Annotated in this window: 18 protein-coding genes and 1 pseudogene; 14 read left to right on the top strand and 5 right to left on the bottom strand. The window is 65.2% G+C overall.

The features are described 5' to 3' along the window. Positions 1-124 precede the first annotated feature (124 nt). From DFR45_RS11265 to DFR45_RS11255, 3 genes and pseudogenes are all read left to right on the top strand, one after another. On the top strand, positions 125-580 hold the full coding sequence (locus DFR45_RS11265; RefSeq protein WP_114483844.1) for a CBS domain-containing protein: 456 nt from the start codon (positions 125-127) through the stop codon (positions 578-580). Between the two features lie 139 nt (positions 581-719). Next, entirely contained in the window at positions 720-1,817 is a 1,098-nt protein-coding gene (aroC, locus tag DFR45_RS11260; RefSeq protein ID WP_114483843.1) for a chorismate synthase, read from the top strand. A 117-nt stretch (positions 1,818-1,934) separates the two neighbouring features. Further along, positions 1,935-3,317: pseudogene (locus tag DFR45_RS11255) on the top strand (MFS transporter); the annotation flags it as partial. Between the two features lie 54 nt (positions 3,318-3,371). Here the strand turns inward: DFR45_RS11255 and DFR45_RS11250 are convergent. Further along, positions 3,372-4,811 (bottom strand): aminotransferase-like domain-containing protein, encoded by a 1,440-nt coding sequence (locus tag DFR45_RS11250; protein WP_114483841.1) that lies wholly within the window; start codon positions 4,809-4,811, stop codon positions 3,372-3,374. Between the two features lie 184 nt (positions 4,812-4,995). Here DFR45_RS11250 and DFR45_RS11245 point away from each other — a divergent pair, with 184 nt between their 5' ends. The 8 genes from DFR45_RS11245 (at position 4,996) to DFR45_RS11210 (ending at position 16,090) form a co-directional block, all read left to right on the top strand. Next, positions 4,996-5,304, top strand: coding sequence for a DUF2917 domain-containing protein (locus DFR45_RS11245; RefSeq protein ID WP_158636995.1), 309 nt, complete (start codon positions 4,996-4,998; stop codon positions 5,302-5,304). Between the two features lie 75 nt (positions 5,305-5,379). Continuing rightward, on the top strand, positions 5,380-8,874 hold the full coding sequence (dnaE, locus tag DFR45_RS11240) for a DNA polymerase III subunit alpha (protein WP_114483926.1): 3,495 nt from the start codon (positions 5,380-5,382) through the stop codon (positions 8,872-8,874). Positions 8,875-8,987: 113 nt separating this feature from the next. After that, a complete protein-coding gene (gene clpS, locus DFR45_RS11235; RefSeq protein ID WP_114483925.1) occupies positions 8,988-9,347 on the top strand; it encodes an ATP-dependent Clp protease adapter ClpS in 360 nt (119 codons plus the stop codon). 57 nt (positions 9,348-9,404) lie between these two features. After that, positions 9,405-11,729: an ATP-dependent Clp protease ATP-binding subunit ClpA gene (gene clpA / locus DFR45_RS11230; protein ID WP_114483839.1), complete on the top strand. Its 2,325-nt coding sequence runs from the start codon at positions 9,405-9,407 to the stop codon at positions 11,727-11,729. Between the two features lie 153 nt (positions 11,730-11,882). Continuing rightward, positions 11,883-12,644, top strand: coding sequence for an enoyl-CoA hydratase/isomerase family protein (locus tag DFR45_RS11225; protein ID WP_174564692.1), 762 nt, complete (start codon positions 11,883-11,885; stop codon positions 12,642-12,644). Positions 12,645-12,760: 116 nt separating this feature from the next. Next, a complete protein-coding gene (locus tag DFR45_RS11220; RefSeq protein ID WP_114483838.1) occupies positions 12,761-13,531 on the top strand; it encodes an enoyl-CoA hydratase/isomerase family protein in 771 nt (256 codons plus the stop codon). 89 nt (positions 13,532-13,620) lie between these two features. Then, positions 13,621-14,802 carry an acyl-CoA dehydrogenase family protein gene (locus DFR45_RS11215; RefSeq protein WP_114483837.1) on the top strand — a complete coding sequence of 394 codons (1,182 nt, stop codon included), beginning with the start codon at positions 13,621-13,623 and terminating at the stop codon, positions 14,800-14,802. 136 nt (positions 14,803-14,938) lie between these two features. Beyond that, a complete protein-coding gene (locus DFR45_RS11210) occupies positions 14,939-16,090 on the top strand; it encodes an acyl-CoA dehydrogenase family protein (protein ID WP_114483836.1) in 1,152 nt (383 codons plus the stop codon). Between the two features lie 94 nt (positions 16,091-16,184). On the opposite strand, the gene DFR45_RS11205 is transcribed toward DFR45_RS11210, so the two are convergent. The 4 genes from DFR45_RS11205 to DFR45_RS11190 all read right to left on the bottom strand — a co-directional run bounded on the left by DFR45_RS11205 (position 16,185) and on the right by DFR45_RS11190 (position 20,500). Beyond that, complete coding sequence (locus DFR45_RS11205) at positions 16,185-16,982, bottom strand: crotonase/enoyl-CoA hydratase family protein (RefSeq protein ID WP_114483835.1); 798 nt, start codon at positions 16,980-16,982, stop codon at positions 16,185-16,187. 52 nt (positions 16,983-17,034) lie between these two features. Next, a complete protein-coding gene (locus DFR45_RS11200) occupies positions 17,035-18,057 on the bottom strand; it encodes an acyl-CoA dehydrogenase family protein (protein WP_114483834.1) in 1,023 nt (340 codons plus the stop codon). 180 nt (positions 18,058-18,237) lie between these two features. Beyond that, positions 18,238-19,398 carry an acyl-CoA dehydrogenase family protein gene (locus DFR45_RS11195; RefSeq protein ID WP_114483833.1) on the bottom strand — a complete coding sequence of 387 codons (1,161 nt, stop codon included), beginning with the start codon at positions 19,396-19,398 and terminating at the stop codon, positions 18,238-18,240. Positions 19,399-19,483: 85 nt separating this feature from the next. Next, positions 19,484-20,500: a Bug family tripartite tricarboxylate transporter substrate binding protein gene (locus tag DFR45_RS11190; protein ID WP_114483832.1), complete on the bottom strand. Its 1,017-nt coding sequence runs from the start codon at positions 20,498-20,500 to the stop codon at positions 19,484-19,486. Positions 20,501-20,656: 156 nt separating this feature from the next. On the opposite strand from DFR45_RS11190, the gene DFR45_RS14540 reads away from it, so the two are divergent. From DFR45_RS14540 to DFR45_RS11180, 3 genes are all read left to right on the top strand, one after another. Then, positions 20,657-20,806 (top strand): hypothetical protein, encoded by a 150-nt coding sequence (locus DFR45_RS14540; RefSeq protein ID WP_170132853.1) that lies wholly within the window; start codon positions 20,657-20,659, stop codon positions 20,804-20,806. Positions 20,807-21,089: 283 nt separating this feature from the next. Further along, positions 21,090-21,794: a 7-cyano-7-deazaguanine synthase QueC gene (queC, locus tag DFR45_RS11185; protein WP_114483831.1), complete on the top strand. Its 705-nt coding sequence runs from the start codon at positions 21,090-21,092 to the stop codon at positions 21,792-21,794. Between the two features lie 280 nt (positions 21,795-22,074). Further along, complete coding sequence (locus DFR45_RS11180) at positions 22,075-23,940, top strand: phosphoenolpyruvate carboxykinase (GTP) (protein WP_114483830.1); 1,866 nt, start codon at positions 22,075-22,077, stop codon at positions 23,938-23,940. Positions 23,941-23,948 lie beyond the last annotated feature (8 nt).

Below are 23,948 nucleotides of genomic sequence, written 5' to 3'. Positions count from 1 at the left end.
GGTGTGGCTGCGATTGTGGTCGATTTGTGGGCTAACATTCGCCGTGAAATGGGTGACTGCGAATGGGTGACTGCGGCATGGGCCGCAGCACGGCGGCAGCCGCGCCCTGCGGAGAATACACACCATGAAAGTCAGCGACATCCTGCGCCTCAAGGGCAATGCGCTCTACACCATCCACCCCGACGAACCGCTGGCCCAGGCCGTGGCCGTGATGGCCGAGAAAGACATTGGCTCGCTCGTGGTGATGGAGCACGGCGACCTCGTGGGCATGCTCACGTTCCGCGAAGTCATCCAGACGCTCGCGCACAACGCCGGCAGCCTGGGCCAGATGCGCGTGCGCACGGCCATGGACGACCACCCGCTGACCTGCACGCTCGAGACCGACATGGACGAAGTGCGCCGCATGATGCTAGACCGCCACGCGCGCTACATGCCCGTGATGGAGCGCGGCATGCTCATGGGCGTGATCAGCTTTTACGACGTCGCCAAGGCCGTGGTGGACAGCCAGAACTTCGAAAACAAGATGCTCAAGGCCTACATCCGCGACTGGCCCGAGGACGACGCGCACCCTGCGGCCTGAGCTTTTTCATAAGCCAAATTGGCCTCTGGTGCGCATTCAGCCTGCGTGAGCAGCTCTCTTTGCGATAGTGATTGGCGCGCCGCGCAAGGCCATTTTGAGGCCGTGTCGGGGCCGCCGGGCTCGCGGATAATCGCAGCCCATGAGCGGCAACACCCTAGGCACCCTTTTCTGCGTCACCAATTTTGGCGAATCCCACGGCCCGGCCATAGGCTGCGTGATCGACGGCTGCCCGCCCGGCATGCCGCTCACCGAGGCCGACATCCAGGCCGACCTGGACCGGCGCCGCCCCGGCACGAGCCGTCACGTCACGCAGCGCAACGAGCCCGACCGCGTCGAAATCCTCTCGGGCGTGTATGAGGGCCAGACCACGGGCACGCCGATCGCGCTCTTGATCCGCAACACCGACCAGCGCAGCAAGGACTACCACGAGATCGCGCAGAGCTTTCGCCCCGGCCACGCCGACTACAGCTACTGGCAAAAATACGGCATCCGCGATCCACGCGGCGGCGGGCGCTCGTCGGCGCGCCTCACCGCGCCCACCGTGGCCGCCGGCGCCGTGGCCAGAAAATGGCTCGCGCTGCACTACGGCACCCAAATCCGCGCCTGCATGACGCAACTGGGCGAGCTGCCGATCCCGTTCGAGGGCTGGGAATACGTGCCACAAAACCCGTTTTTCGCGCCCGTGGCCGACGTTGCGCGCTATGAAGAATATATGGACGCGCTGCGCAAGACCGGCGACTCGTGCGGCGCACGCATCCGCGTTCAGGCCACGGGCGTGCCCGTGGGCCTGGGCGAACCGATCTACGACAAGCTCGACGCCGACATCGCCCACGCCATGATGGGCCTGAACGCCGTCAAAGGCGTGGAAATCGGCGCGGGCTTCGCGAGCGTGGCGCAGCGCGGCAGCACGCATGGCGACGCGCTCACGCCGCAGGGCTTTCGCGGCAACAACGCCGGCGGCGTGCTCGGCGGCATCAGCACGGGGCAGGACATCGAAGTCAGCCTGGCCATCAAGCCCACCAGCTCCATCCTCACGCCGCGCGAGTCCATAGACATCCGCGGCCACAGCACTGAAGTCATCACCAAAGGCCGCCACGACCCCTGCGTAGGCATACGCGCCGCCCCGATCGCCGAAGCCCTGCTCGCAATCGTGCTCATGGATCACGCCCTGCGCCACCGCGCCCAATGCGGCGACGTGACGCCGCCGCTGGCGCCGATTCCTGCGGCTGCGTATTGATGGGGCCATTGCGGGTGGATTTGAGTTTCTGAATCTCGGCCTGTGTTGGAAGGGCGGTGTTTTTGGGGTGCCCCGAGCCTTGTGCAGACCATTGGAATCTGACGCCGATGAACGCCCATGACTGCAGCCCAGCCCGAGCCTGATCGAATCCAGCGGCACAACCAATTCGCACTGTTGCGCGAGCGCCGCTTTGCGCCGTTTTTCTGGACGCAGTTTGCGGGCGCGGCCAATGACAACCTGTTCAAGTTCGCGCTCACGGTGCTGGTGACCTACCAGCTGCACGTGGCGTGGCTGCCGCCCGTGCTCGCGGGGGTGGTGATCGGAGCGCTGTTCATCCTGCCGTTCGTGCTGTTTTCGGCCACCAGCGGGCAGCTCGCAGACAAGTTCGACAAGGCCACGCTGATGCGCGTGGTCAAGAACCTGGAAATCGCCATCATGGCGCTCGCGGCCTGGGCTTTCATGGTGGAGCAGGTGCCGGTGCTGCTGGCCTGCGTGTTTTTGATGGGGCTGCACTCCACGCTGTTCGGACCGGTCAAGTACGCCTACCTGCCGCAGGTGCTCGATGAGCGCGAGCTCACGGGCGGCAACGGCGTGGTGGAGGCAGGCACCTTCGTGGCCATTTTGCTCGGCAACGTCGCCGGTGGTCTGCTGGTGGCGCTGCCGCAGCTGGGGCATGGGTACGTGGCTGCGGCCTGCGTGGCGCTGGCCTTGGCCGGGCGCATGGCGGCGCAGCGCATCCCCCCGGCGCCGGCCACCGACCCCGGTCTGCGCATCTGCTGGAATCCTTTTCGCGAAACCTGGCGCAACCTGAAGCTGGCGCATTCGCAAGTGCTGGTGTTCCGTTCGCTGCTGGGCATTTCGTGGATGTGGTTCTTCGGCGCCACGTTTTTGAGCAATTTCCCGGCCTTTGCCAAGGAGGTGCTGCACGGCAACGAGCAGGTGGCGTCGCTGCTGCTGGTGGTGTTTTCGGTGGGCATAGGGATGGGCTCGCTGCTGTGCGAAAGGCTCTCGCACCGGCATGTGGAAATCGGCCTGGTGCCGCTGGGCGCCATCGGCATGACGGTGTTTGCCGTCGATCTTTACTTTGCCACGCGCGGGCTGGCGCCGCCGGCGGGCCTTGGTGCGTACGGGGGTACGGATCTGGCCGCGGGTGCGGTGCACACGCTGCGCAGCTTTTTGGCGCAGGCCGCGCACTGGCGCGTGATGGCGGACCTGGCGCTGCTCAGCCTCAGTGCGGGGCTTTACAGCGTGCCCATGTACGCGCTGATCCAGCTGCGCAGCGCGCCCACGCACCGCGCACGCATCATCGCGGCCAACAACATCCTGAACGCACTGTTCATGGTGGCCAGCGCGCTCATCGCCGGGGCGCTGCTGCAAAGCGGCTTTTCCATCGCGCAGCTGTTTCTGCTCACCGGGCTGGCCAATGCCGCGGTGACCGGCGCCATCTTCTGGCTGGTGCCCGAATACCGGCTGCGCTTCGTTGCCTGGGTGCGTGGGCGCGGTTGATGGGGGCTTTGGAGGAGATTCCGATTTGCCGTCTCCGGTTTTCCCGGGTCAAAAGGATTGCCTGGACAACTCACCGATACGGCACAAGGCACGCCGCTCTGTGTCGGACCAGCATCCGGCAAAGCTCAGGCGCAGGCAGTGATCGAAACGGTCGGTGGCGCTGAAAAGGGAGCCTGGGCTGAAAACGATACCTTCCTCCCGGCATGCATGAAACAAGACCATGGTGTTGCACGGTTGTGGCAACTCCAGCCACAAAGTGAACCCGGAAGGTGGTGCACTGACCCGCGTTCCCTTCGGAAAACTCGCGGCGATGAGCTTTCTCGCCTCTGCCAGGCGCATGCGCATGTGGTCGCTCAGACGGCGAATGCGGGACTCATAACCTACCTGCGTTACCAGGTCTGCCAGCGCGTACTCGAGCACCTGGTTGGTCGCAATGCCATGCACCCGCTTCAGCCGATGCACAGACTCTTTCCACTGACCTGCTTCGACCCAACCCAGACGGACACCGGGCGCAACCGTCTTGGAAAACGAGCCGCAGACCATCACGCCGCCATCGACATCAAAAGACTTGGCCGCCCTGCGCCGTTCATCCGAAGCCAGGAGGTCGTTGAAGACCACGTCCTCGATCAGCGGGATTTGCTTCTCGGCCAGCATTTTGACCAGAGCCTGTTTATCGGCGTGGCGCATCACTGAGCCGAGCGGATTGGAAAGGGTGGGAACCACCAGCACGGCCTTGACCGGCTGTGTGTCCAAGGCCAGCTGCAGCGCCGCCAGCGAAATGCCGTCCTTCGGATGTGTGGGAATTTCGAGCGCGCGCAGATTCAGCGATTCGAGCAAGTCCAAAAAGCCGAAGTGCGTCGGTGACTCCAGGGCCACGATGTCACCTGGTTTGGTTACTGCCCGCAGGCACAAACTGACGGCATGAATGCAGCTGGCCGTCACCACGATGTCGTCGGCCTTGAGCTGGCATCCGAGGTGAAACGCCCTCTGGGCCACCGCTTCACGCAGGGCCGAAGTACCGGGGGAATCGTTGTATTCCACCAGGGTGGAGCGGTGCACGCGCGTGGCGCGGTGGATCGCTGTGCGCACCCTGGCTTCGTCGAAAAAGGTTGGATCCTTGGGGCAAGCACCACCAAAGCTTATCGCGTGGGTGGCGTCAGTGACCGTGAAAATCAGTTCTGCGCGGCTCTGGCGTTCGACGAGCAGGCTGTGTCGCGGTGGACGGCTGACCGCCGGCAGCGCTGGCGCCTTGCCAGCCGGCGTCACGAAATAACCGGCCTTGGGTTTTGCCGCGACGAGTTTGCGCTCCTCCAGCCAGCGCAAAGCCTGTACGGCCGTGGAAATAGACACACCGTTGGTGGCCGCGAGGTCACGCACCGACGGCAAGCGCTGCCCGGGCTTGAACGCCCGGCTGTCGATCAAATGCGCCATCCGTTGCGCGATCTGTGCATAGAGCGGCAGAGGGGAATGCTGCGTCTCGACGTTCATGGTGCAGTAAATGTACTGGTTCTATGCGCCTCGAAGTCAGAGATGAACCAGTACAGATTGCCGGAGTTTGCGGCCATACAGAGGGTCGAATGAAGCCTCTTGCGCAGCACATCCTGGCGGTTTTCTGTGTCTTTTTTCCAGAGCTGATTCGATGGACAGTGGCGCTATCTACATGGAGGCCACTATGTCCACACACGCAATCCAATGCGTCATACACCCAGGCCAGACGGTGCGCCTGAAGCCGCAAGACGGGACAGTGCTCACCGTAAAGTCGGGACGACTCTGGGTGACCCAAACCGGCGATCCGCACGATTATTTTTTGGAGGCCGGCCAGCAATTGAGACTGCGCCACACCCGCACCGTCCTTGAGGCAGAAAACGATGCACCCGCTTTCTGCCTTTGGACGCATGAAGCCCCCAAACGCCGCTTCTTCCCGTGGATCTGGGCGAGGGCATTTGATCCCTCCGGCGGTCAGCATTTAATTCGAATCTGACCCCAATTCTGACCCCAATTCCCCTGACCCCAATTCCCCGGACTGCGGCAGGGGCGGTTTTCTACAATGCCGGCCATGTTTGTCCACCTGCGCCTGCACACTGAATTTTCCGTCGTTGACGGCACCTTGCGTATCGATGATCTGGCCCAGGCGGCGGCTGCGGATGGGCAGCCGGCGCTGGCGGTTACGGACCTGAACAACCTTTTCGGCGCCATCAAGTTTTACAAGGCGCTGCGCGGCAAAGGGGTCAAGCCGATTCTGGGCGCCGAGGTTTGCGTCGAAGGCGAGGCCGGCGCGGCGCCCAGCCGCATGCTGCTGCTGGTGCAAAACCGTGAGGGGTATCTCAACCTGTGCGAGCTGCTCACGCGCGCCTGGACGCGCAACGTGGTCAAGGCGCAAGGCGTGTGCACCTGGGAATGGCTGCAGGAGCTGAACGCGGGGCTGATCGCGCTCTCGGGTGCGCAGGCCGGGCCCGTGGGGCAGGCGCTGCGCAAGGGCGATGAGGCGGGTGCGGCGCAACTCGCGTTGCGGCTGGCTGGCATCTTTGCGCACCGCTTTTACCTGGAGCTGCAGCGCGCCGGGCGCGCCGACGACGAGGCCCACGTCACGGCGGCGGTGCAGCTCGCAGCGCGGCTCGGGCTGCCCGTGGTGGCCACGCACCCGGTGCAGTTCGCCACCGAAGACGACTATGAGGCGCACGAGGCGCGCGTGTGCATCGCCGAAGGGGAGATTTTGGGCAACCAGCGGCGCGTGCGCCGGTTCACGCGCGAGCAGTATTTCAAGTCGCAGGCCCAGATGCAGGCGCTGTTTGCCGACCTGCCCTCGGCGCTCGAAAACACCCTGGAGATCGCGCGCCGCTGCAACCTGAGCCTGGTGCTCGGCAAGCCTCAGTTGCCCGACTACCCCACGCCCGGCGGCATGCCGATCGATGAATACTTTCGCATCGCCTCGTTCGAGGGGCTGGAGCAGCGCCTGGCGCAGCTGTACCCCGATGCCGCCGAGCGTGAGCGCCAGCGTCCGCGCTACGTGGAGCGCCTGGAGTTCGAGATAGCCACCATTTTGAAGATGGGCTTTCCGGGCTACTTTTTGATCGTGAGCGACTTCATCAACTGGGCCAAGAACCACGCCTGCCCCGTGGGGCCGGGGCGCGGCTCGGGTGCGGGCTCGCTGGTGGCGTATGCGCTCAAGATCACGGACCTCGACCCGCTGCAATACAACTTGCTGTTCGAGCGCTTCCTGAACCCCGAGCGCGTGTCCATGCCCGACTTCGACATCGATTTCTGCCAGGCCAACCGCGACCGGGTGATCGACTACGTCAAGGAAAAGTACGGCAAGGACGCGGTGAGCCAGATCGCCACCTTCGGCACCATGGCGGCGCGCGCGGCGATCCGCGACGTGGGCCGGGTGCTGGACATGAGCTACTCCTTTTGCGACGGCATCAGCAAGCTGATCCCGAACAAGCCGGGCCAGCACATCACCATCGCCGGGGCGATCGAGGCCGAGCCGGTGCTGGCCGAGCGCCTGGCGCGCGAGGACGAGGTCAAGACCCTGCTCGCGCTCGCGCAAAAGCTCGAGGGTCTCACGCGCAACGTGGGCATGCACGCGGGCGGGGTGCTGATCGCGCCGGGCAAGCTCACCGATTTTTGCCCGCTGTACCAGCAGCCCGGCAGCGACTCGGCCGTGAGCCAGTACGACAAGGACGACGTGGAGGCCATCGGCCTCGTGAAGTTCGACTTTCTGGGGCTGGCCACGCTGACGATTCTGGAGCTTGCGCGCGAATTCATCGTGCAGCGCCACCAGGGGCAGGAGCATTTTGCGTTCGAGCAGATCCCGCTCGACGACCCTGCGACCTACCGGCTGTTCCAGGAGGGCAAGACCGAGGCCGTGTTCCAGTTTGAAAGCCGGGGCATGCAGGGCATGCTGCGCGAGGCGCGGCCCACGCGGCTCGAAGACCTGATCGCGCTGAACGCGCTTTACCGCCCCGGCCCCATGGACCTGATCCCGAGCTTCGTCGCGCGCAAGCACGGCAAGGAGCCCGTCGAGTACCCACACCCGCTGGTCGAAAAGGTGCTGGCCGAGACCTACGGCATCATGGTCTATCAGGAGCAGGTGATGCAGACCGCGCAGGTGCTGGGCGGTTATTCGCTCGGTGGCGCCGACATGCTGCGCCGCGCCATGGGCAAGAAAAAGCCCGAGGAAATGGCACAGCACCGCGCCATCTTCCGCGAGGGTGCGGCCAAGAACGGCATCAGCGAGCAAAAGGCCGACGAGGTCTTCGACCTCATGGAGAAGTTCGCGGGCTACGGCTTCAACAAGTCGCACGCGGCCGCGTACTCGCTGCTGGCCTACCACACGGCCTGGCTCAAGGTGCACTACACGGCCGAGTTCTTCTGCGCCAACATGACCATAGAAATGGACGACACCGACAAGCTCAAGGTGTTGTTCGAGGACGCGCAGAAGTTCGGCATCCGCTTCGAGCCGCCCGACGTCAACCGCGGCAGCTACCGTTTCGAGCCGGTCAGCGACGCGGTGATCCGCTACGGCCTGGGCGCCGTCAAGGGCACGGGGCAGCAGGCGATCGAGGCCATCGTCGCGGCGCGCGAAGGGCGCGGCAGCGGGCCGCAAGGCGGGGTGGCAGGGCCGTTCCAGAGCCTGTTCGACTTTTGCGTGCGCGTCGATCGCACGCGCCTGAACAAGCGCACCGTCGAGGCGCTGGTCAAGGCCGGCGCCTTCGATGCGCTGCACCCCGACCGCGCCGCGCTCGTCGCGTCCATAGACCGCGCGTTCGAGTTTGCCGCCGTGACGCTCGCGAACGCCAACCAGGGCGGCCTGTTCGACCTCATGGGCGACGACGCGCAGGGCTCGAGCACGCAAGAGCCCGAGCTCGTGGCGGTGCCGCCCTGGGGCGTGCGCGAGCGCCTCATGCACGAGAAAACGGCGGTGGGTTTTTACCTCTCGGGCCACTTGTTCGACGAGGTTGCCGCCGAGGTGCGCCGCTTCGTGCGCACGCCGATTGCCGAGCTGCAGGACAGCCGCGAGCCGCAGCTGCTTGCCGGCATCGTGAGCGACTTTCGCGTGATCAACGGCCAGCGCGGCAAGATGGGGCTGTTTCGCCTCGACGACAAGTCGGGCGTGATCGAGGCCTCGGCCGACGAAGCCCTGCTGAACGCCTGCCGCAACCAGCTCAAGGAGGACGAGTTCATCGTCGTGAGCGGCCGTGTGCAGCAGGACCATTTCAGCGGCGGCTTGCGCCTCAAGGTGCAGCAGGTGTGGGACTTGCCTGCGGCGCGCTGCCGCTTCGGCAAATACCTGCACGTGCCCCTGGGCGCGCAGCGGCCCGACGTGGCGCGCCTGCTCGGTGAATTTCCCCCGCGCCGCGAGGCCACGCCCGAGGCCGAGCTGCTGCACGGTCTGCGCGTGCGCCTTGCGCTGCGCTGCACCGATGGGCAGGGTGCGGCCGTGGCCGAGCTGCAGTTGGGCGACGCCTGTCGCATCTTTCCGTCGGACGCGGCCTTGGCCGCCTGGAGTGCGCAAACCGAAGGGCAGGCGGCGTCGGTCGTGTATGAGTGATGCGGCGAATCGACGCGGGCCCATTTTTTGCTTGCCGCCCGCTTGAATTCGGCTTTGCCGGCATTACATCCGTCAGCAGACAGCGATCCTTGCGGGTCGCTAGAATGATTTTCATGGCTACGCAATCTCCGTCCCCTCCTCTCACGCCGCCCGTCGTCCGGCCCGTTTCGGACGATGGTGACGCCGTCGTCCTCGAAAGAGTGCCGCAAAAGACCGAGCCACCCAAGATGTACCAGGTGGTGATGCTCAACGACGACTACACGCCCATGGAGTTCGTCGTCGTGGTGCTGCAGGAGTTTTTCGGCAAAGACCTGGAGACGGCCACGCAGATCATGCTCAAAATCCACCTCGAGGGCAAAGGCGTTTGCGGCGTGTATTCGCGCGACGTTGCAAGCACCAAGGTGGAACAGGTGCTCGATGCCGCGAACCAGGCCGGGCACCCTTTGCAATGTGTCAGTGAGCCCGTGCATTGAGGGCTCATTCATATCGGTTTATAAATATCCCTTCCTCGCAAGCACAAAGGAGTTCATATGATTGCCCAGGAACTGGAAGTCAGCTTGCACATGGCCTTCGTCGAGGCCCGTCAGCAGCGCCACGAATTCATCACCGTGGAGCATCTGCTGCTTGCATTGCTCGATAACCCCAGCGCAGCCGAGGTGCTGCGCGCATGCGCCGCCAACATCGACGACCTGCGCGCGGCGCTCTCCAACTTCATCAAAGACAACACGCCGCAGGTGGCGGGTACCGACGAGGTCGATACCCAACCCACGCTGGGCTTTCAGCGCGTGATCCAGCGCGCGATCATGCACGTGCAGTCCACCGGCAACGGCAAGAAGGAAGTCACGGGCGCGAATGTGCTCGTCGCGATCTTCGGCGAAAAGGACTCGCACGCCGTGTATTACCTGCACCAGCAGGGCGTGACGCGCCTGGACGTGGTCAACTTCATCGCGCACGGCATCCGCAAGGGCGAGCCGTCCGAGCCCGCCAAGCCCGAAAGCTCGCATGAGGCGGAAGAGGGCGCCGGCAGCGAGCGCAGCGAAAAGGCCTCGCCGCTCGACCAGTTCACGCAAAACCTCAACCAGCTCGCCAAAGAGGGCAAGATCGACCCGCTGATCGGCCGCCACTACGAGGTCGAGCGCACCATCCAGATCCTCTGCCGCCGGCGCAAGAACAACCCGCTGCTCGTGGGCGAGGCGGGCGTGGGCAAGACGGCCATCGCCGAGGGACTGGCCTGGCGCATCACGCAGGGCGACGTGCCCGAAATCCTCGCCGACGCCACCGTGTACGCGCTCGACATGGGTGCGCTGCTCGCAGGCACCAAGTACCGCGGCGACTTCGAGCAGCGCCTCAAAGGCGTGCTCAAGGCGCTCAAGGACAAGCCCAAGGGCATTTTGTTCATCGACGAAATCCACACGCTGATCGGCGCGGGCGCGGCCTCGGGCGGCACGCTCGATGCGTCCAACCTGCTCAAGCCGGCGCTCTCGAGCGGCCAGCTCAAGTGCATTGGCGCGACCACGTTCAGCGAATACCGCGGCATCTTCGAAAAAGACGCGGCCCTGTCGCGGCGCTTCCAGAAGATCGACGTGGTCGAGCCCAGCGTGGCCGAAACCATAGACATCCTCAAGGGGCTCAAGTCGCGCTTCGAGGAGCACCACAGCGTGAAGTATTCGGCCACCGCACTGCAGGCTGCCGCCGAGCTGTCGGCCAAATACATCAACGACCGCCACCTGCCCGACAAGGCCATCGACGTGATCGACGAGGCCGGTGCGGCGCAGCGCATCCTCACGCCGAGCAAGCGCAAGAAGACCATCGGCAAGTCCGAGATCGAAGAGATCGTCGCCAAGATCGCGCGCATTCCGCCTGCGAGCGTCTCGAACGACGACCGCGGCAAGCTGCAGACGCTCGAGCGCGACCTGAAGAGCGTGGTGTTCGGCCAGGACAAGGCGCTCGAAGTGCTCGCCAGCGCCGTGAAGATGGCGCGCTCGGGTCTGGGCAAGCCGGACAAGCCGATCGGCTCGTTCCTGTTCAGCGGCCCCACGGGCGTGGGTAAGACCGAGGCTGCGCGCCAGCTGGCCTACATCCTCGGCATCGAGCTGATCCGCTTCGACATGTCCGAATACATGGAGCGCCACGCCGTGAGCCGCCTGATCGGCGCGCCGCCGGGCTACGTGGGGTTCGATCAGGGCGGGCTGCTCACCGAGGCCATCAGCAAGAAGCCGCATGCCGTGCTGCTGCTTGACGAGATCGAAAAAGCGCACCCGGACATCTTCAACGTGCTGCTGCAGGTAATGGACCATGGCACGCTCACGGACAACAACGGGCGCAAGGCCGACTTCCGCAACGTCATCATCATCATGACGACGAACGCGGGCGCCGAGACCATGAACAAGGCCACGATTGGCTTCACGACGCAGCGCCAGGCGGGCGACGAAATGGGCGACATCAAGCGCCTGTTCACGCCCGAGTTCCGCAACCGGCTCGATGCCATCGTGAGCTTCAAGCCGCTCGACGAGCAAGTCATCCTGCGCGTGGTGGACAAGTTCCTGCTGCAGCTCGAGCAGCAGCTCGCCGAGAAGAAGGTCGAGGTCACCTTCACCGACAAGCTGCGCAAGTACCTCGCGAAGAAGGGGTTCGACCCGCTCATGGGCGCGCGGCCCATGCAACGCCTGATCCAGGACACGATACGCCGTGCGCTGGCCGACGAGCTGCTGTTTGGCCGCCTGACCGAGGGCGGGCGCCTCACGGTCGATCTGGACGACAAGGACGAAGTGGTGCTCGACATCACGGCGTTGCCCAAGAAGGATCGCCTGGCGCGTTCGGAGCCCGCGGAGCCTGAAGAGGCGACGGCGGACTGACGCACCGACGCAGCCAAAGCGGTCGCCATCGACGAGGGCCGGCAAGCCGAACGGGCTTGCCGGCCTTTTTTTGCGGGCGCGCCGAAATTGCGCTGGGCAGTGACAAACTACCGAACGTTTGTTATAAATGGGCTTTTCCACAGGAGGCACAGCATGCGCATCGGCAGCGTCGAATTCGAAAAAAAGGGGCGGATCGCCTACATCACCCTCGATGAGCCTTCCAAGCTCAACGCCTTGTCCGCGGGCATCCGCGAGGGCGTGACCGAGAGCCTGGCCAAGATCGAGGCCGACGATGAAATCCGCGTCGGCATCATCACGGGCCGCGGCGACAAGGCTTTTTGCGCGGGAGCCGACATCAGCGGCTTCCCTGAAACCCCCGAGCAGACGCGCCAGTTCATCGCCACCATCCTGCCGTTTTTGCAGTCGCCCGAGCGCTGCCGCAAACCCTTGATCGCGGCCGTCAACGGCATGGCTTTCGGCGGCGGTTTCGAGCTCGCGATTGCCTGCGACTTCATCCTCGCCTCCGAGCGTGCCAAGTTCGGCGTGCCTGAAATTCAACTGGGCCTGCTGCCGGGCTTTGCCGTGGTGCGCCTGCACGAGATCGTCGGCCGTCCCAAGGCCAAAGAGTTGAGCATGCTCGGCGAGCCCATAGACGCAGCCGAGGCCGTGCGCCTGGGCATTGCGCTGCGCACCGTGCCGCACGAAAAGCTGCTCGAAGAAGCGACGGCCTTCGCCGAAAAGCTCGCAGCCAAACCGCGCATGGCCGTGGAGATGGCCAAATCGTTCTACAACCGGGGCCTGGGTGGCGACGAAATGCGCTATGCGGCCGATGCGTTCCCGTTCCTGTTCCTGACCGAGGACGTCAAAGAGGGCGTTTCGGCCTTCCGCGAAAAACGCAAGCCACAGTTCGGCTGAGTCCCGACGCCAGACGGCCCCGGGCCGGGTAAACCGACTTGACGCTCGGCGCAAGTAGGGGGTTCGAGAGCAGGCCGTTCGCAGCAGCCATGCCAAGGAGACAAGGAGATCAAGCAATGACGATTCGCATAGAAACCGAAGGCGGTGTCGCCAAGGTCACCATAGACAACCCGGCGCAGAAGAACGCGCTCACCAACGACATGAAGCTGCAGCTGCTCGACGCTTTTCGCGGCTTTGCCGACGATGACGCCGTGCGCGCCGTCGTTCTGACCGGCGCGGGCAATGCGTTTTGCGCGGGCTCGGATGTGAGCTCCATGGGCAAGGCGGACATTCGCGGCGGTCGGCACCGGCTGCATGTGGCGCATTCCATGCTGCGCGCCATGGTGCACCTCGAAAAGCCCATCCTCGCGGCCGTGCGCGGGCCCGCCGTGGGCGTGGGCTGGAGCCTGGCCATGGCGTGCGACTACATCCTCGCCTCGCCGCAGGCCAGATTCGGGCAGGTGTTCAAGAAGGTGGGCCTGGCGCCCGACGGCGGCTCGGTGTTTCTGCTGAGTCAGTACGTGGGCGTGCTGCGCGCGAAGGAGCTGGTGCTCTCGGGGCGCATGCTTTCGGGCGAGGAGGCGGCGAAGCTCGACCTCGTGACCGAGCTCGTCGAGGACGAGCGGCTCGAAGCGCGCGCGATGGAGCTCGCGAGCGACTGGGCGCAGTCGGCCACGCTCGCGCTGGGCATGGGCAAGTGCATGTTCGTGGGCGCGGCGGGGGTGAATTTCGACACCTTCCTCGAGCTCGAATCGCACGTGCAAAACCAGCTGCTCGTGACCCTCGACCACAAAGAGGGCGTCAAGGCTTTCCTGGAAAAGCGCCCGCCCAAGTTCACCGGCTCCTGAAGTTTTGGGTGCCGCAGGTGCGGCCGGCATTGGCGCTGCGCTTATTCCTCGGCGGCCACCGGCCGCCTCCAATTTGAGAGCAAGACACCATGACATCACCCCCCATTCCCGCCGGCGAGCTCGAAGAGTTTCGTGCGGCGGTGCGCAAGTTTGCCGTCGATGCGTTTGCCGCCAAGGCCGCGTACTGGGACGAAAAAGAAGAATTCCCGCGGGAGAACCGCGAGCTGCTCGCCAAGCTCGGCTACCTGGGCCTGGTAATCCCCGAGCAGTACGGCGGCTCGGGCCTGTCGATCTTGCACGCGACGGTGTTCCTCGAAGAAATCTCGCGCGTATGCTTCAACACCGCGCTCGTGTGCCAGATCGCGATCAACGGCCCCTCGCGCGCGATCGAGATTCTGGGCTCCGAGGAGCAGAAAAAGCGCCTGCTGCCCAAGTGCGTGTCGGGCGAATACATGTTTGGCATCGGCATGAGCGAGCCCGGCGCCGGCTCGGCCACCACCGACATGGTGACTTCGGTCACGCCCGACGGCGACGGCTGGCGCCTCAACGGGCACAAGGTGTTCTGCACGGGCGGCCACCTGGCCACGCACATCCTCGTGTTCGCGCGCTTTGGCAAGACCAAGGGCGCCTACGGCATAGGCGCGGTGATCGTCGAAAAAGGCATGCCGGGCTTTACCGTCGGCAAACCGGATCGCAAGATGGGCGGGCGCGGCGTGGCCGAGGCCGAGCTGTATTTCGACAACGTGCACATCCCCAAGGAAAACGTGCTCATGGTCGGTGACGAAAACTCGACCAAGAGCTTTCGCGTGCTCATGAGCTCCTTTGGGCCCGAGCGCGTGGGCAACGCCGCGATGTGCCTGGGCGTGGCGCACGAGGCGCTCGAGCTCGCCGTGGCCTACTCCAAGGAGCGGCACCAGTTCGGGCGGCCGATCTGCGAATTCCAGGGCATCCAGTGGAAGATCGCCGACATGGCCACGCAAATCCACGCCACGCGGCTCATGGTGCACCACGCGGCCACGCACCTCGAAAACGGCTTTCCGAACCCGCTCGCGGCCGCGCAGGCCAAGCTCTACGCGAACGAAATGGTGCAGCGCGTGACCAACGAGGCGCTGCAGATCCACGGCCACTACGGCTTCACGCGCGACTTCCCGCTCGAGCGCATGGTGCGCGACTCGCGCGGCTTTGCGCTCGGCGGCGGCACGGTGGAGATTCTGCGCAACACCATCGCCTCCATCGTCTATGGCCGCAGCTTCAACCAGCGGCGCGATTGAGGCAAGGATTTTGCTGCGAAAAAAGGAGCTGCTTGCGCTTATCGAATGAGCGCTGAGTGGCTGTTTCATAGGTAGAAAATAGCTATTAAAAATGTAGCTATCCGACTCCGCACGCCGCGGCGCGAAAGGACACCCGATGGATTTCAGCTTCACCGAAGAACAGAACATGCTGCGCGAGAGCGTGCGCAAGATGCTCGACCGCATCGCCACGCCTGCCTACGTGCGTGCGATGGACGAAGAGGCGCGCTACCCCTACGAGGTCTATGACGCGATCGTCGAAATGGGCCTGATCAGCATGGTCTTCCCCGAGCAGTACGGTGGCCTCGGCGGCAACGTGATCGACTTCGTCATCATCGCCGAGGAGCTCGGGCGCAAGAGCTACGACCTCATGGGCGCCTACGGCACCTCGGTGTTCAACGGCCTCAATCTGCTGCACAACGGCAGCGAGGCGCAAAAGCGCCACTATCTGCCCAAGCTGATGTCGGGCGAGATCCGCATGTCGATCTCCATGACCGAGCCTGACGCGGGCTCGGACGCCGGCGCCATGCGCACCTTTGCGCGGCGCGAGGGTGACGAATGGGTGATCAACGGGCAAAAGGTGTTTTCCACCGGCGCAGGCGCCAAGAACAACATCATTTCGCTCTACGCCAAGACCGACAACAGCGTGCACTACCGCAAGGGCATCTCGCTGTTTCTCGTGGACAACACGCTGCCGGGCATACGGCTGCGCAAGCTCGACACGCTGGGGCGGCGCTCGCTCGGCACCTACGAGGTGTTTTTCGACAACGTGCGCATTCCGGCCGATTGCATCGTCGGCGAGCCCAACCGCGGCTGGGACTACATGCTCTCGGGCCTGCAGCTCGAACGCCTCATGACCACCGCGGCCTACTGCGGCGCCGCGCAGGACGTGGTCGATCAGGCGCTGGCCTACGCCAAGGAGCGCAAGCAGTTCGGCAAGCCGATCGGCAACTTTCAGGCGATTGCGCACATGCTCGCCGACATGCAGACCGACGTCGAGGCGAGCCGTCTGCTGATGCTGCACTCCGCCTGGCTGCTCGCGCAGGGCAAGGACGCGCTCAAGGTGCTGTCCATGGCCAAGCTGTTCGGCTCCGAAGCCTATGTGCGCGCCGCCAACAACGGCATGCAGATCATGGGCGGCTACGGCTACATCAAGGAGTTCGACATGCAGCGGCACTTCCGCGACGCGCGCGTGACCACGATCACCGCGGGCACTTCGCAGGTGCAGCGCAACCTCATCGCCAAGCTGATGGGGCTGGACCCGAAGTGAGGCCGCCTGCAGGCGGCAGGCACGCGCTACGACGGACTTGTGCGGAGCGCGGGATGCCCGGGCCTGCGCGCCCACCGTGACCCCAGCAATCCAGTCAGCCCACGAAGCGCGGCGCGCGCTTTTCGATGAAGGCGCGCACGGCCTCGTGGTGGTCGGCCGTGGTGTGCGCGAGCGCCTGGTAGGCAGCCGAGAGTTCGAGCAACGATTCGAGCGAGCTGCGTTCGCCCTCGCGCAGCAGTCGCTTGGTCATGCGCAGCACGCCGCCGGGGTTGGCGGCGATCTTGCGGGCGAGCGCGTGCGCCTCGTCCAGCAGGCGCTCGTGCGGCACCACGCGCGACACCAGGCCGCAGGCCAGCGCCTGCTGCGCGTCGAGCGCCTCGCCCGTGAAGGCCATCTCGGCCGCCTTGGACATGCCCACGGCGCGCGGCAGCAGCCAGGCGCCGCCGTCGCCGGGGACGATGCCGACCTTGACGAAGCTCTCGGCAAAAGTGGCTTTTTCCGAGGCGATGCGGATGTCGCACATGCAGCTCAGGTCCAGCCCGGCGCCGATCGCGGGGCCGTTGACGGCAGCGATCACGGGAACGTCGAGGTGGTAGAGCGCCTTGGGCAGGCGCTGGATACCGTTGCGGTATTCCTCGCGGATGGCTTCGGGCTGCAGGTCGGGGCTTTGAAAGCGCAGCATGTCCTTGACGTTGCCACCCGAGCAGAAGGCCGGGTCGGCGCCCGTGACGATGACCGCGCGCACGCTGCGGTCGAGCGCGATGTCGGCGCAGGCCTGCACGAATTCGGCCACGGCCGTGTTGCCCGTGAGCGCGTTGCGTGTCTCGGGCTGGTTCATGGTCAGCGTGACGATGGCGCCGTCGCGCGTGATTTTGAGGAATGGATTGCTCATGGTTTGGTAGCTAAAAGGGTTTGTGGATAAAGGGATTGACGGCAAAAATAACTCAAGCCACGTCGGTCACGGCGCGCAGCAGGTCCAGGCTCAGCGCGTCGTTGCGCCCGAGCAGCGCCTGGCCGACCACGTCGTGCCAGTACGACTCGGAGCCCGCCGCCTGGCGCCAGTTGTGCAGGCGGCGCGTGTAGAGCTGCAGGTCGAATTCGGCCGTGAAGCCGATGGCGCCGTGGATCGAGTGGGCGAGCGCTGCGACTTCGAGCGCGGCCTCGCTGGTGCGCGCCTTGGCCACGGCGGCGCGCAGGCGCTCGGGCTGCACGCCGCGCGCGCGCAGGCCCAGTTGCGCCGCCATGCGCGCGGCAAAGCAGTGCTCGGAGATCACGGCGAGCTGGTGCTGTATGGCCTGGAACTTGCCGATCGGCTTGCCGAACTGCTGGCGCTCGTTCGCGTACTGCAGCGTGCGCGTGAACACGGCCATGAGCGCGCCCGCGATCTGCGCGGCGTAGAGCGCGGCCTGCAGCGTGCGCAGATTGTGCAAGCCGGGCACGGGCGTGGCCGTGTCCCACGCATTTGCCGGCCATTGCAAGGTGGCGTCCAGGCAAAAGCCCGCAGGCTGGCGTTCGGCGCTGACCGTGGGCAGCAGCCGGCACGCGCCCTGGCCAGACGGGTCCAGGCGCGCCACCAGCACCCAGTCGGCCACCGCACCCAGGTGCACGTTGGCACAGCGCAGCGCGCCGCCCCCAGCGCTGCTGGCGGCACTGGCTTCGGCGAGCGTGATCGCGCCCGCGGGCCGCGCCACGCCGGCAGCTGCGAGCAGGCCGCGCGCGAGCAGGGTTTCGCCGAGTGGCAGCGGCAGCGCGTGCGCGCCGCACTGCATGAGCACGCCTTGCACGTCGGCCAGGCCCAGGCCCGCGCCGCCTGCCGATTCGGGCACGAGCGCATCGGCAAAGCCGGCGTCTTCGAGCTGCTGCCACAGCGCCGCGTGTGCGCCCCCGGCTTCGATCGCACGCACCACCTGCGGCGTGCATTGCGCGCTCAGCAACTGCTGTACGGCGTCGGAAAAAAGGTCATCCATGGTCCCGCTCCTGTGGTGCATGCTGCTTCGCGCAAGGTGTCAAAAATGCTATTGAAAGCATTGCAAAATCCTTGATGCAAAATAGGCATATAGCGCTTATAGGTTCAGCGCAAGCAGCTATCGATTCGATATCAAAATTTGCAAAAAACTGCGGGCGGCAGGGGTGCGCGCCAGGGCGCTTCAGCGCAGCCCCAGGCCGCGCGCGATCATGCCGCGCAGGATGTCGCGCGTGCCGCCGCGCAGCGAGAAACTCGGCGCCATCAGCGTCACGTAGTTGAGCGTCTGCAGCAGCTCCAGCGGCACCGCGTCGCTGTCGCTGCGCGCGAACAGGTCGTCGGCGATCGCCGCAGGGATGAGCTGCTCCACGCCCGTGCCCAGGTCTTTGACCAGCGCGGCCTCGACGATGGGGCTCTCGCCGCGCGTGAGCTTTTCCGTCACGGCGATCGAGAGCGCGCGCAGCGGCGCGAGCTGGCCCATGATCTTGCCCGCCAGGCGCTGGGCCGCCGGCGTGTGGCCTGCGGGCGTGCGGATGTAGGCGAGCCAGGTGTCGAAGAGCACGATGCTCGAATACAGGCGCTCGGGCCCGCTGCGCTCGAACGCGAGCTCGGCCGTGACCTGTTCCCAGCCCTTGCCCTCCTCGCCCACGAGCGCGTCGGGTGCGAGCTGCACGTTGTCGAAAAACACCTCGCAAAAATGCTGGTCGCCGGTCAGGTCGGTGATCGGGCGCACCGTGACGCCGGGCAGCGACAGATCGACGATGAGCTGCGACAGCCCCTGGTGCCTATCCTGCGGTGTGCCGCTGGTGCGCACGAGCGCGATCATGTAGTGGCAGTTGTGCGCGTTGGAGGTCCAGATTTTTTGCCCGTTGAGCAGCCAGCCCTGCGCGTTGCGCTCGGCGCGCGTGCGCACGCTGGCCAGATCCGAGCCCGAGCCCGGCTCGCTCATGCCGATGCAAAAAAAGGCCTCGGCGCGGCAGATTTTGGGCAGGTAAAACTGCTTTTGCGCCTCACTGCCGTACTTGAGCAGCAGCGGCCCGCTTTGCCGGTCGGCGATCCAGTGCAAGCCCACGGGCGCGCCGAAGTTGAGGAATTCTTCCACCAGTACATAGCGCGCAAACGCGCTGCGCCCGGCGCCGCCGTAGGCGGGCGGAAACGTCACGCCCAGCCAGCCCTGGCGCGCGAGCGCGCGGCTGAACGCGGCGTCGCAGCCCATCCACGACTTGGCGCGGATGTGCGCGGGGACGTCCTTGAGCGCCTCGGCCACAAAAGCGCGCACCTGCGGCCGCAGCGCCTCGTCTTCAGCCGGGATGGCGGTGAGGTCCAAAGAAGAAAGCTGGTTCATGCCGAAACCTCGGGGTGGGAAAGGAAAGGGAGGTGAGGGATGGGTTTCATGGTGTTTGTGGAGCAACCTGGCAGAAAACCTCGTCTCAATCGAGCGTGACCCCCGTGGCCTTGACTACTTTGGTCCAGCGGGCCAGCTCTTTCTGGAGGTAAGCGGCGTATTCCTCGGGAGTGGAGCCCAGCGGCTCTGCACCCTGCTGGGCCAGTTTGTCGCGCACCTCGGCGCTTTGCAGCGCTTTGAGGGCTTCGGCGTTAAGGCGCTTGACGATCGCAGGCGGCGTGGCGGCGGGAACCATCATGCCTTGCCACGCGCCGGCTTCGAAGCCGGGCAGCACCGTCTCGGCGATCGTGGGCACCTGGGGAAACAAGGCCAGGCGTCTGGGCGAGGCCACGGCCAGCAGTTTCAGGCGCTTGTCTTTGATGAAGGGCAGCACCGAATTGATGGTGTCGGTCATGAACTGGACTTGTCCGGCCACCAAGTCCACGTCGGCAGGCGCGCTGCCGCGGTAGGGCACATGCGTTGCTTCCAGACCCAGTCCTTGCAGCAGCTGAAACGCCGCAAGGTGCGTCACGTTGCCATTGCCTGCCGAGGCATACGACAACTTGCCCGGGTGCGCCTTGACATAGGCGACGAACTCGCGCACGTCATTCACCGGCAGGCCCGGATGCACCACCAGGACGAGGGGCACCACGGCGGTGAGGACGACCGGGGCGAAGTCGCGCCGCACGTCGTAGCTCAGGCTCTTGTAGAGCGCCGGGCTCAGAGTGATCGACGAGGTGTTGTAGAGCACCGTGTAGCCATCGGCAGGCGCGCGGCTCACGGCTGTGGCGCCGATGTTGCCGTTGGCGCCGGGCTTGTTGTCGATCACGATCGACTGGCCCATCTGCTCGGACATCTTCTGCGCCAGCACGCGCGCCACCATGTCGGTCGGGCCGCCGGGCGGGAAGGGGACGACGAGGGTGATGGGTTTGGCAGGATAGGTTTGCGCCCGGGCGGTCGGCAAGAGCACCGCGCCGGCGCCCGCGATGGTGAGCTGCAGCAGCGAGCGCCGACGGAGAAAAGTCTGCGGTTCGCCAAGGGAGGGAGGGATTTGCGACGGCATGAGAGCGAAACTACCAAAGGTTCGTTAGGTTTGACATCCCCGATTGTGCACCGCAATCCCCGTGCGGGCCATGCGGCTGGATTGTGCGGCTGGATTGTGCGGCTCTGGGCTTCGTTAGAATCGACGCCAGTTTTTCGCCTTTTGGGAGACCCCGCCATGTCCAATGCTTCGCACGCAGCCCAGCCGACAGACCACGAATCCGCCGATCCCGCCGAGGAAGTCACCTCCGTGGTGCCCATCGTGCTGCCCATCGTGGGCGCGATCATGATGTTTTTGCTGGCTTTCATCGCCGTCAGCATGACCTGAGAGGGCGAGGTTTCGGCCGCGGCCGACAAACCCTCGGCCTCTGAGCACGTTTTCATTTCACGCACCCCGGGCCCCGCGCGGCGGGGCTTTTTTGCGTCTGCGAACCAAGGAGCCTGTCGGACTTTGGGCGTCGAGAGCGAGAATGCGCCCCAGCGAGGCCAGTTTTTGCCGGATTCGCCGCCCCATAGTGGTGCTATGGGACAAGAAGACGGTAAAAAATGGGCCGCTGTGGCGCATTCGCAGCCGACGATTCCAAAGTCCGACAGGCTCCCAGGAGGCTCGTATGCGGACAGGACATGCACTGGTGCTTTTTTCGGGTGGGCAGGATTCCACGACCTGCCTGGCCTGGGCGCTCGAGCGCTTTGCGTTGGTGGAAACCGTGGGCTTCAATTACGGCCAGCGCCACCATGTGGAGATGCACGCGCGCACGCAAGTGCTGGGCGCCCTGCGTGCGCAATTCCCTGTGTGGGGCGCGCGCCTGGGCCAGGATCATGTGATCGACCTGTCGGTGCTGGGGCGCATCAGCGATACGGCGCTCACGCGCGACGTGGCGATCCAGATGGATGCCGCGGGTTTGCCCAATACCTTCGTGCCGGGGCGCAATTTGCTGTTTTTTCAGCTCGCGGCGGCCTTGGGCTACCGGCGCGGGCTGCACACGCTCGTGGGCGGCATGTGCGAAACGGATTATTCGGGCTACCCCGATTGCCGCGACGACACCATCAAAGCGCTGCAGGTGGCCGTGTCGCTGGGCATGGGGCAGCACTTCACCTTCGATACGCCGCTGATGTGGCTTGACAAGGCGCAGACCTGGGAGCTCGCGCACGCTCTGGGCGGGCAGGCGCTGGTGGACATCGTGATCGAGCACACGCACACCTGCTACCTGGGCGAGCGGGGTGTTCGGCATGCCTGGGGCTACGGCTGCGGCCACTGCCCGGCCTGTGCGCTGCGACAAGCCGGATATGAACGCTGGCGCGAACAGGTTGCATGAAGTCATGCAAATTTTGCATGAAATGCTTGTTCCATTTTTGAAAAATCGCGGGCTTGCTTCATAAAATCGTCACCCCCAGCCGACCCGTGGAAAGTCCGGCCTCCTTGTCGCAGCGTCTCGACGCTGCCCAGGCTGCAGCCCGTCTCCGCCCGCCGACTGCCCGCAACGGACTCGAGCCGTTTTTCAAAGGCAGCGCCCCGCTTCGCCCGCGCGCCCCAGCGCAAGATGCCCTGATGGGCGCTTCCTTTGAAAACCGTTTCGAAGGAAGGAAGCTCCCCCCATGAATGCGCCTACCATGCAGGGCCTCGAGATCAACGCCCCGGATTACGTCAAGCACCCGCGCCTGCTCGCCTGGGTGGCCGATATGGCCGCCTTGTGCAAGCCCGACCGCGTCTATTGGTGCGACGGCTCGCAAGAAGAGTACGACCGCCTGTGCCAGCAGCTCGTCGATGCCGGCACCTTCAAAAAGCTCAATCCTGCCAAGCGCCCGCGCAGCTACCTCGCGTGGTCTGACCCATCGGACGTGGCGCGCGTCGAAGACCGCACCTTCATCTGCTCCGAAAAGAAGGAAGACGCGGGCCCGACCAACAACTGGATGGCCCCGGCCGAGATGCGCGCCACCCTGCAGCCGCTGTTCGACGGCTGCATGCGCGGGCGCACCATGTACGTGGTGCCGTTCAGCATGGGGCCGCTGGGCTCGCACATTGCGCACATCGGCGTCGAGCTGACCGACAGCGCCTACGTGGCCGTGAACCAGCGCCTCATGACGCGCATGGGCCGCGCCGTGTATGACGTGCTCGGCGTCGATGGCGACTTCGTGCCCTGCATGCACACCGTGGGCGCGCCGCTGCAGCCCGGTGAGCAAGACAAGCCCTGGCCTTGCAACCCCACGACCAAATACATCGTGCACTACCCCGAGACGCGCGAAATCTGGTCGTATGGCTCGGGCTACGGCGGCAACGCGCTGCTGGGCAAGAAATGCCTGGCGCTGCGCATCGCCTCGGTCATGGGGCGCGACCAGGGTTGGCTCGCCGAGCACATGCTGATCCTGGGCGTGACCAGCCCGGAGGGCAAGAAGTACCACGTCGCCGCGGCCTTCCCGAGCGCCTGCGGCAAGACCAATTTTTCGATGCTCGTGCCGCCGCCGGCCTTCCAAGGCTGGAAGGTCACCACCATCGGTGACGACATCGCCTGGATCAAGCCGCACGCCGACGGCAAGATGTACGCCATCAACCCCGAGGCCGGTTACTTCGGCGTCGCGCCGGGCACCAACCACCTCACCAACCCCAACTGCCTGGCCAGCCTGCACCAGGACGTGATCTTCACCAACGTGGCCTTGACCGACGACGGCGACGTGTGGTGGGAGGGGCTCGAAAAAGACACGGGTGCATTGCCTGCGCACCTGCTCGACTGGCAGGGCAAGGACTGGACGCCCGAGGACGGCAAGGCCGGCCGCAAGGCTGCGCACCCGAACTCGCGCTTCACCGTGGCTGCGACCAACAACCCCGCGCTCGACCCGCAGTGGGACGACCCGAACGGCGTGCCGATCGACGCTTTCATCTTCGGCGGGCGCCGCTCGACCACGGTGCCGCTCGTGACCGAGGCGCGCAACTGGATGGAGGGCGTCTACATGGCTGCGACCATGGGCTCGGAGACCACCGCGGCCGCCTTCGGCGCGCAAGGCGTGGTGCGCCGCGACCCATTCGCGATGCTGCCGTTTTGCGGCTACAACATGAGCGACTACTTCCAGCACTGGCTGGACATGGAGCACAAGCTCGAGCGCCTGGGGCACACGCTGCCCAACATCTTTTGCGTCAACTGGTTCCGCAAAAATGCCGAAGGCCAGTTCGTCTGGCCCGGCTACGGCGAGAACATGCGCGTGCTCAAGTGGATGATCGACCGCATCGAAGGCCGCGCGCAGGGGCATGAGACCATGTTCGGCATCGCGCCGCAGTACGCCGAGATCAACTGGCAGGGCCTGGACTTCACGCCCGCGCAGTTCGAGGCCGTCACGCACATCGACAAGGCTGCCTGGGCCGAGGAGTTCAAACTGCACGCCGAATTGTTCGACATGCTGGCCTACCATCTGCCCAAGGAGCTGCTCGCCACCAAAGCGGCGATGGAGCAGCACTTGGCCGCGGCTTGAGACGCGCG

The organism is Extensimonas vulgaris, from assembly GCF_003337425.1.
Taxonomy (GTDB): domain Bacteria; phylum Pseudomonadota; class Gammaproteobacteria; order Burkholderiales; family Burkholderiaceae_C; genus Extensimonas; species Extensimonas vulgaris.
Note: the sequence above shows the minus strand (reverse complement) of the source record. Positions and strands in the feature narration are given on the sequence as shown.

Excerpts from the sequence above, each read along its gene's own strand:
- clpA (WP_114483839.1), top strand. The coding sequence starts at position 9,405 with ATGATTGCCCAGGAACTGGAAGTCAGCTTGCACATGGCCTTCGTCGAG.
- DFR45_RS14540 (WP_170132853.1), top strand. The coding sequence starts at position 20,657 with ATGTCCAATGCTTCGCACGCAGCCCAGCCGACAGACCACGAATCCGCC.
- DFR45_RS11220 (WP_114483838.1), top strand. The coding sequence starts at position 12,761 with ATGACGATTCGCATAGAAACCGAAGGCGGTGTCGCCAAGGTCACCATA.
- DFR45_RS11245 (WP_158636995.1), top strand. The coding sequence starts at position 4,996 with ATGTCCACACACGCAATCCAATGCGTCATACACCCAGGCCAGACGGTG.
- DFR45_RS11180 (WP_114483830.1), top strand. The coding sequence starts at position 22,075 with ATGAATGCGCCTACCATGCAGGGCCTCGAGATCAACGCCCCGGATTAC.
- dnaE (WP_114483926.1), top strand. The coding sequence starts at position 5,380 with ATGTTTGTCCACCTGCGCCTGCACACTGAATTTTCCGTCGTTGACGGC.
- aroC (WP_114483843.1), top strand. The coding sequence starts at position 720 with ATGAGCGGCAACACCCTAGGCACCCTTTTCTGCGTCACCAATTTTGGC.
- queC (WP_114483831.1), top strand. The coding sequence starts at position 21,090 with ATGCGGACAGGACATGCACTGGTGCTTTTTTCGGGTGGGCAGGATTCC.
- DFR45_RS11265 (WP_114483844.1), top strand. The coding sequence starts at position 125 with ATGAAAGTCAGCGACATCCTGCGCCTCAAGGGCAATGCGCTCTACACC.
- DFR45_RS11205 (WP_114483835.1), bottom strand. The coding sequence starts at position 16,982 with ATGAGCAATCCATTCCTCAAAATCACGCGCGACGGCGCCATCGTCACG.
- DFR45_RS11225 (WP_174564692.1), top strand. The coding sequence starts at position 11,883 with ATGCGCATCGGCAGCGTCGAATTCGAAAAAAAGGGGCGGATCGCCTAC.
- clpS (WP_114483925.1), top strand. The coding sequence starts at position 8,988 with ATGGCTACGCAATCTCCGTCCCCTCCTCTCACGCCGCCCGTCGTCCGG.
- DFR45_RS11195 (WP_114483833.1), bottom strand. The coding sequence starts at position 19,398 with ATGAACCAGCTTTCTTCTTTGGACCTCACCGCCATCCCGGCTGAAGAC.
- DFR45_RS11215 (WP_114483837.1), top strand. The coding sequence starts at position 13,621 with ATGACATCACCCCCCATTCCCGCCGGCGAGCTCGAAGAGTTTCGTGCG.
- DFR45_RS11200 (WP_114483834.1), bottom strand. The coding sequence starts at position 18,057 with ATGGATGACCTTTTTTCCGACGCCGTACAGCAGTTGCTGAGCGCGCAA.
- DFR45_RS11210 (WP_114483836.1), top strand. The coding sequence starts at position 14,939 with ATGGATTTCAGCTTCACCGAAGAACAGAACATGCTGCGCGAGAGCGTG.
- DFR45_RS11190 (WP_114483832.1), bottom strand. The coding sequence starts at position 20,500 with ATGCCGTCGCAAATCCCTCCCTCCCTTGGCGAACCGCAGACTTTTCTC.
- DFR45_RS11250 (WP_114483841.1), bottom strand. The coding sequence starts at position 4,811 with ATGAACGTCGAGACGCAGCATTCCCCTCTGCCGCTCTATGCACAGATC.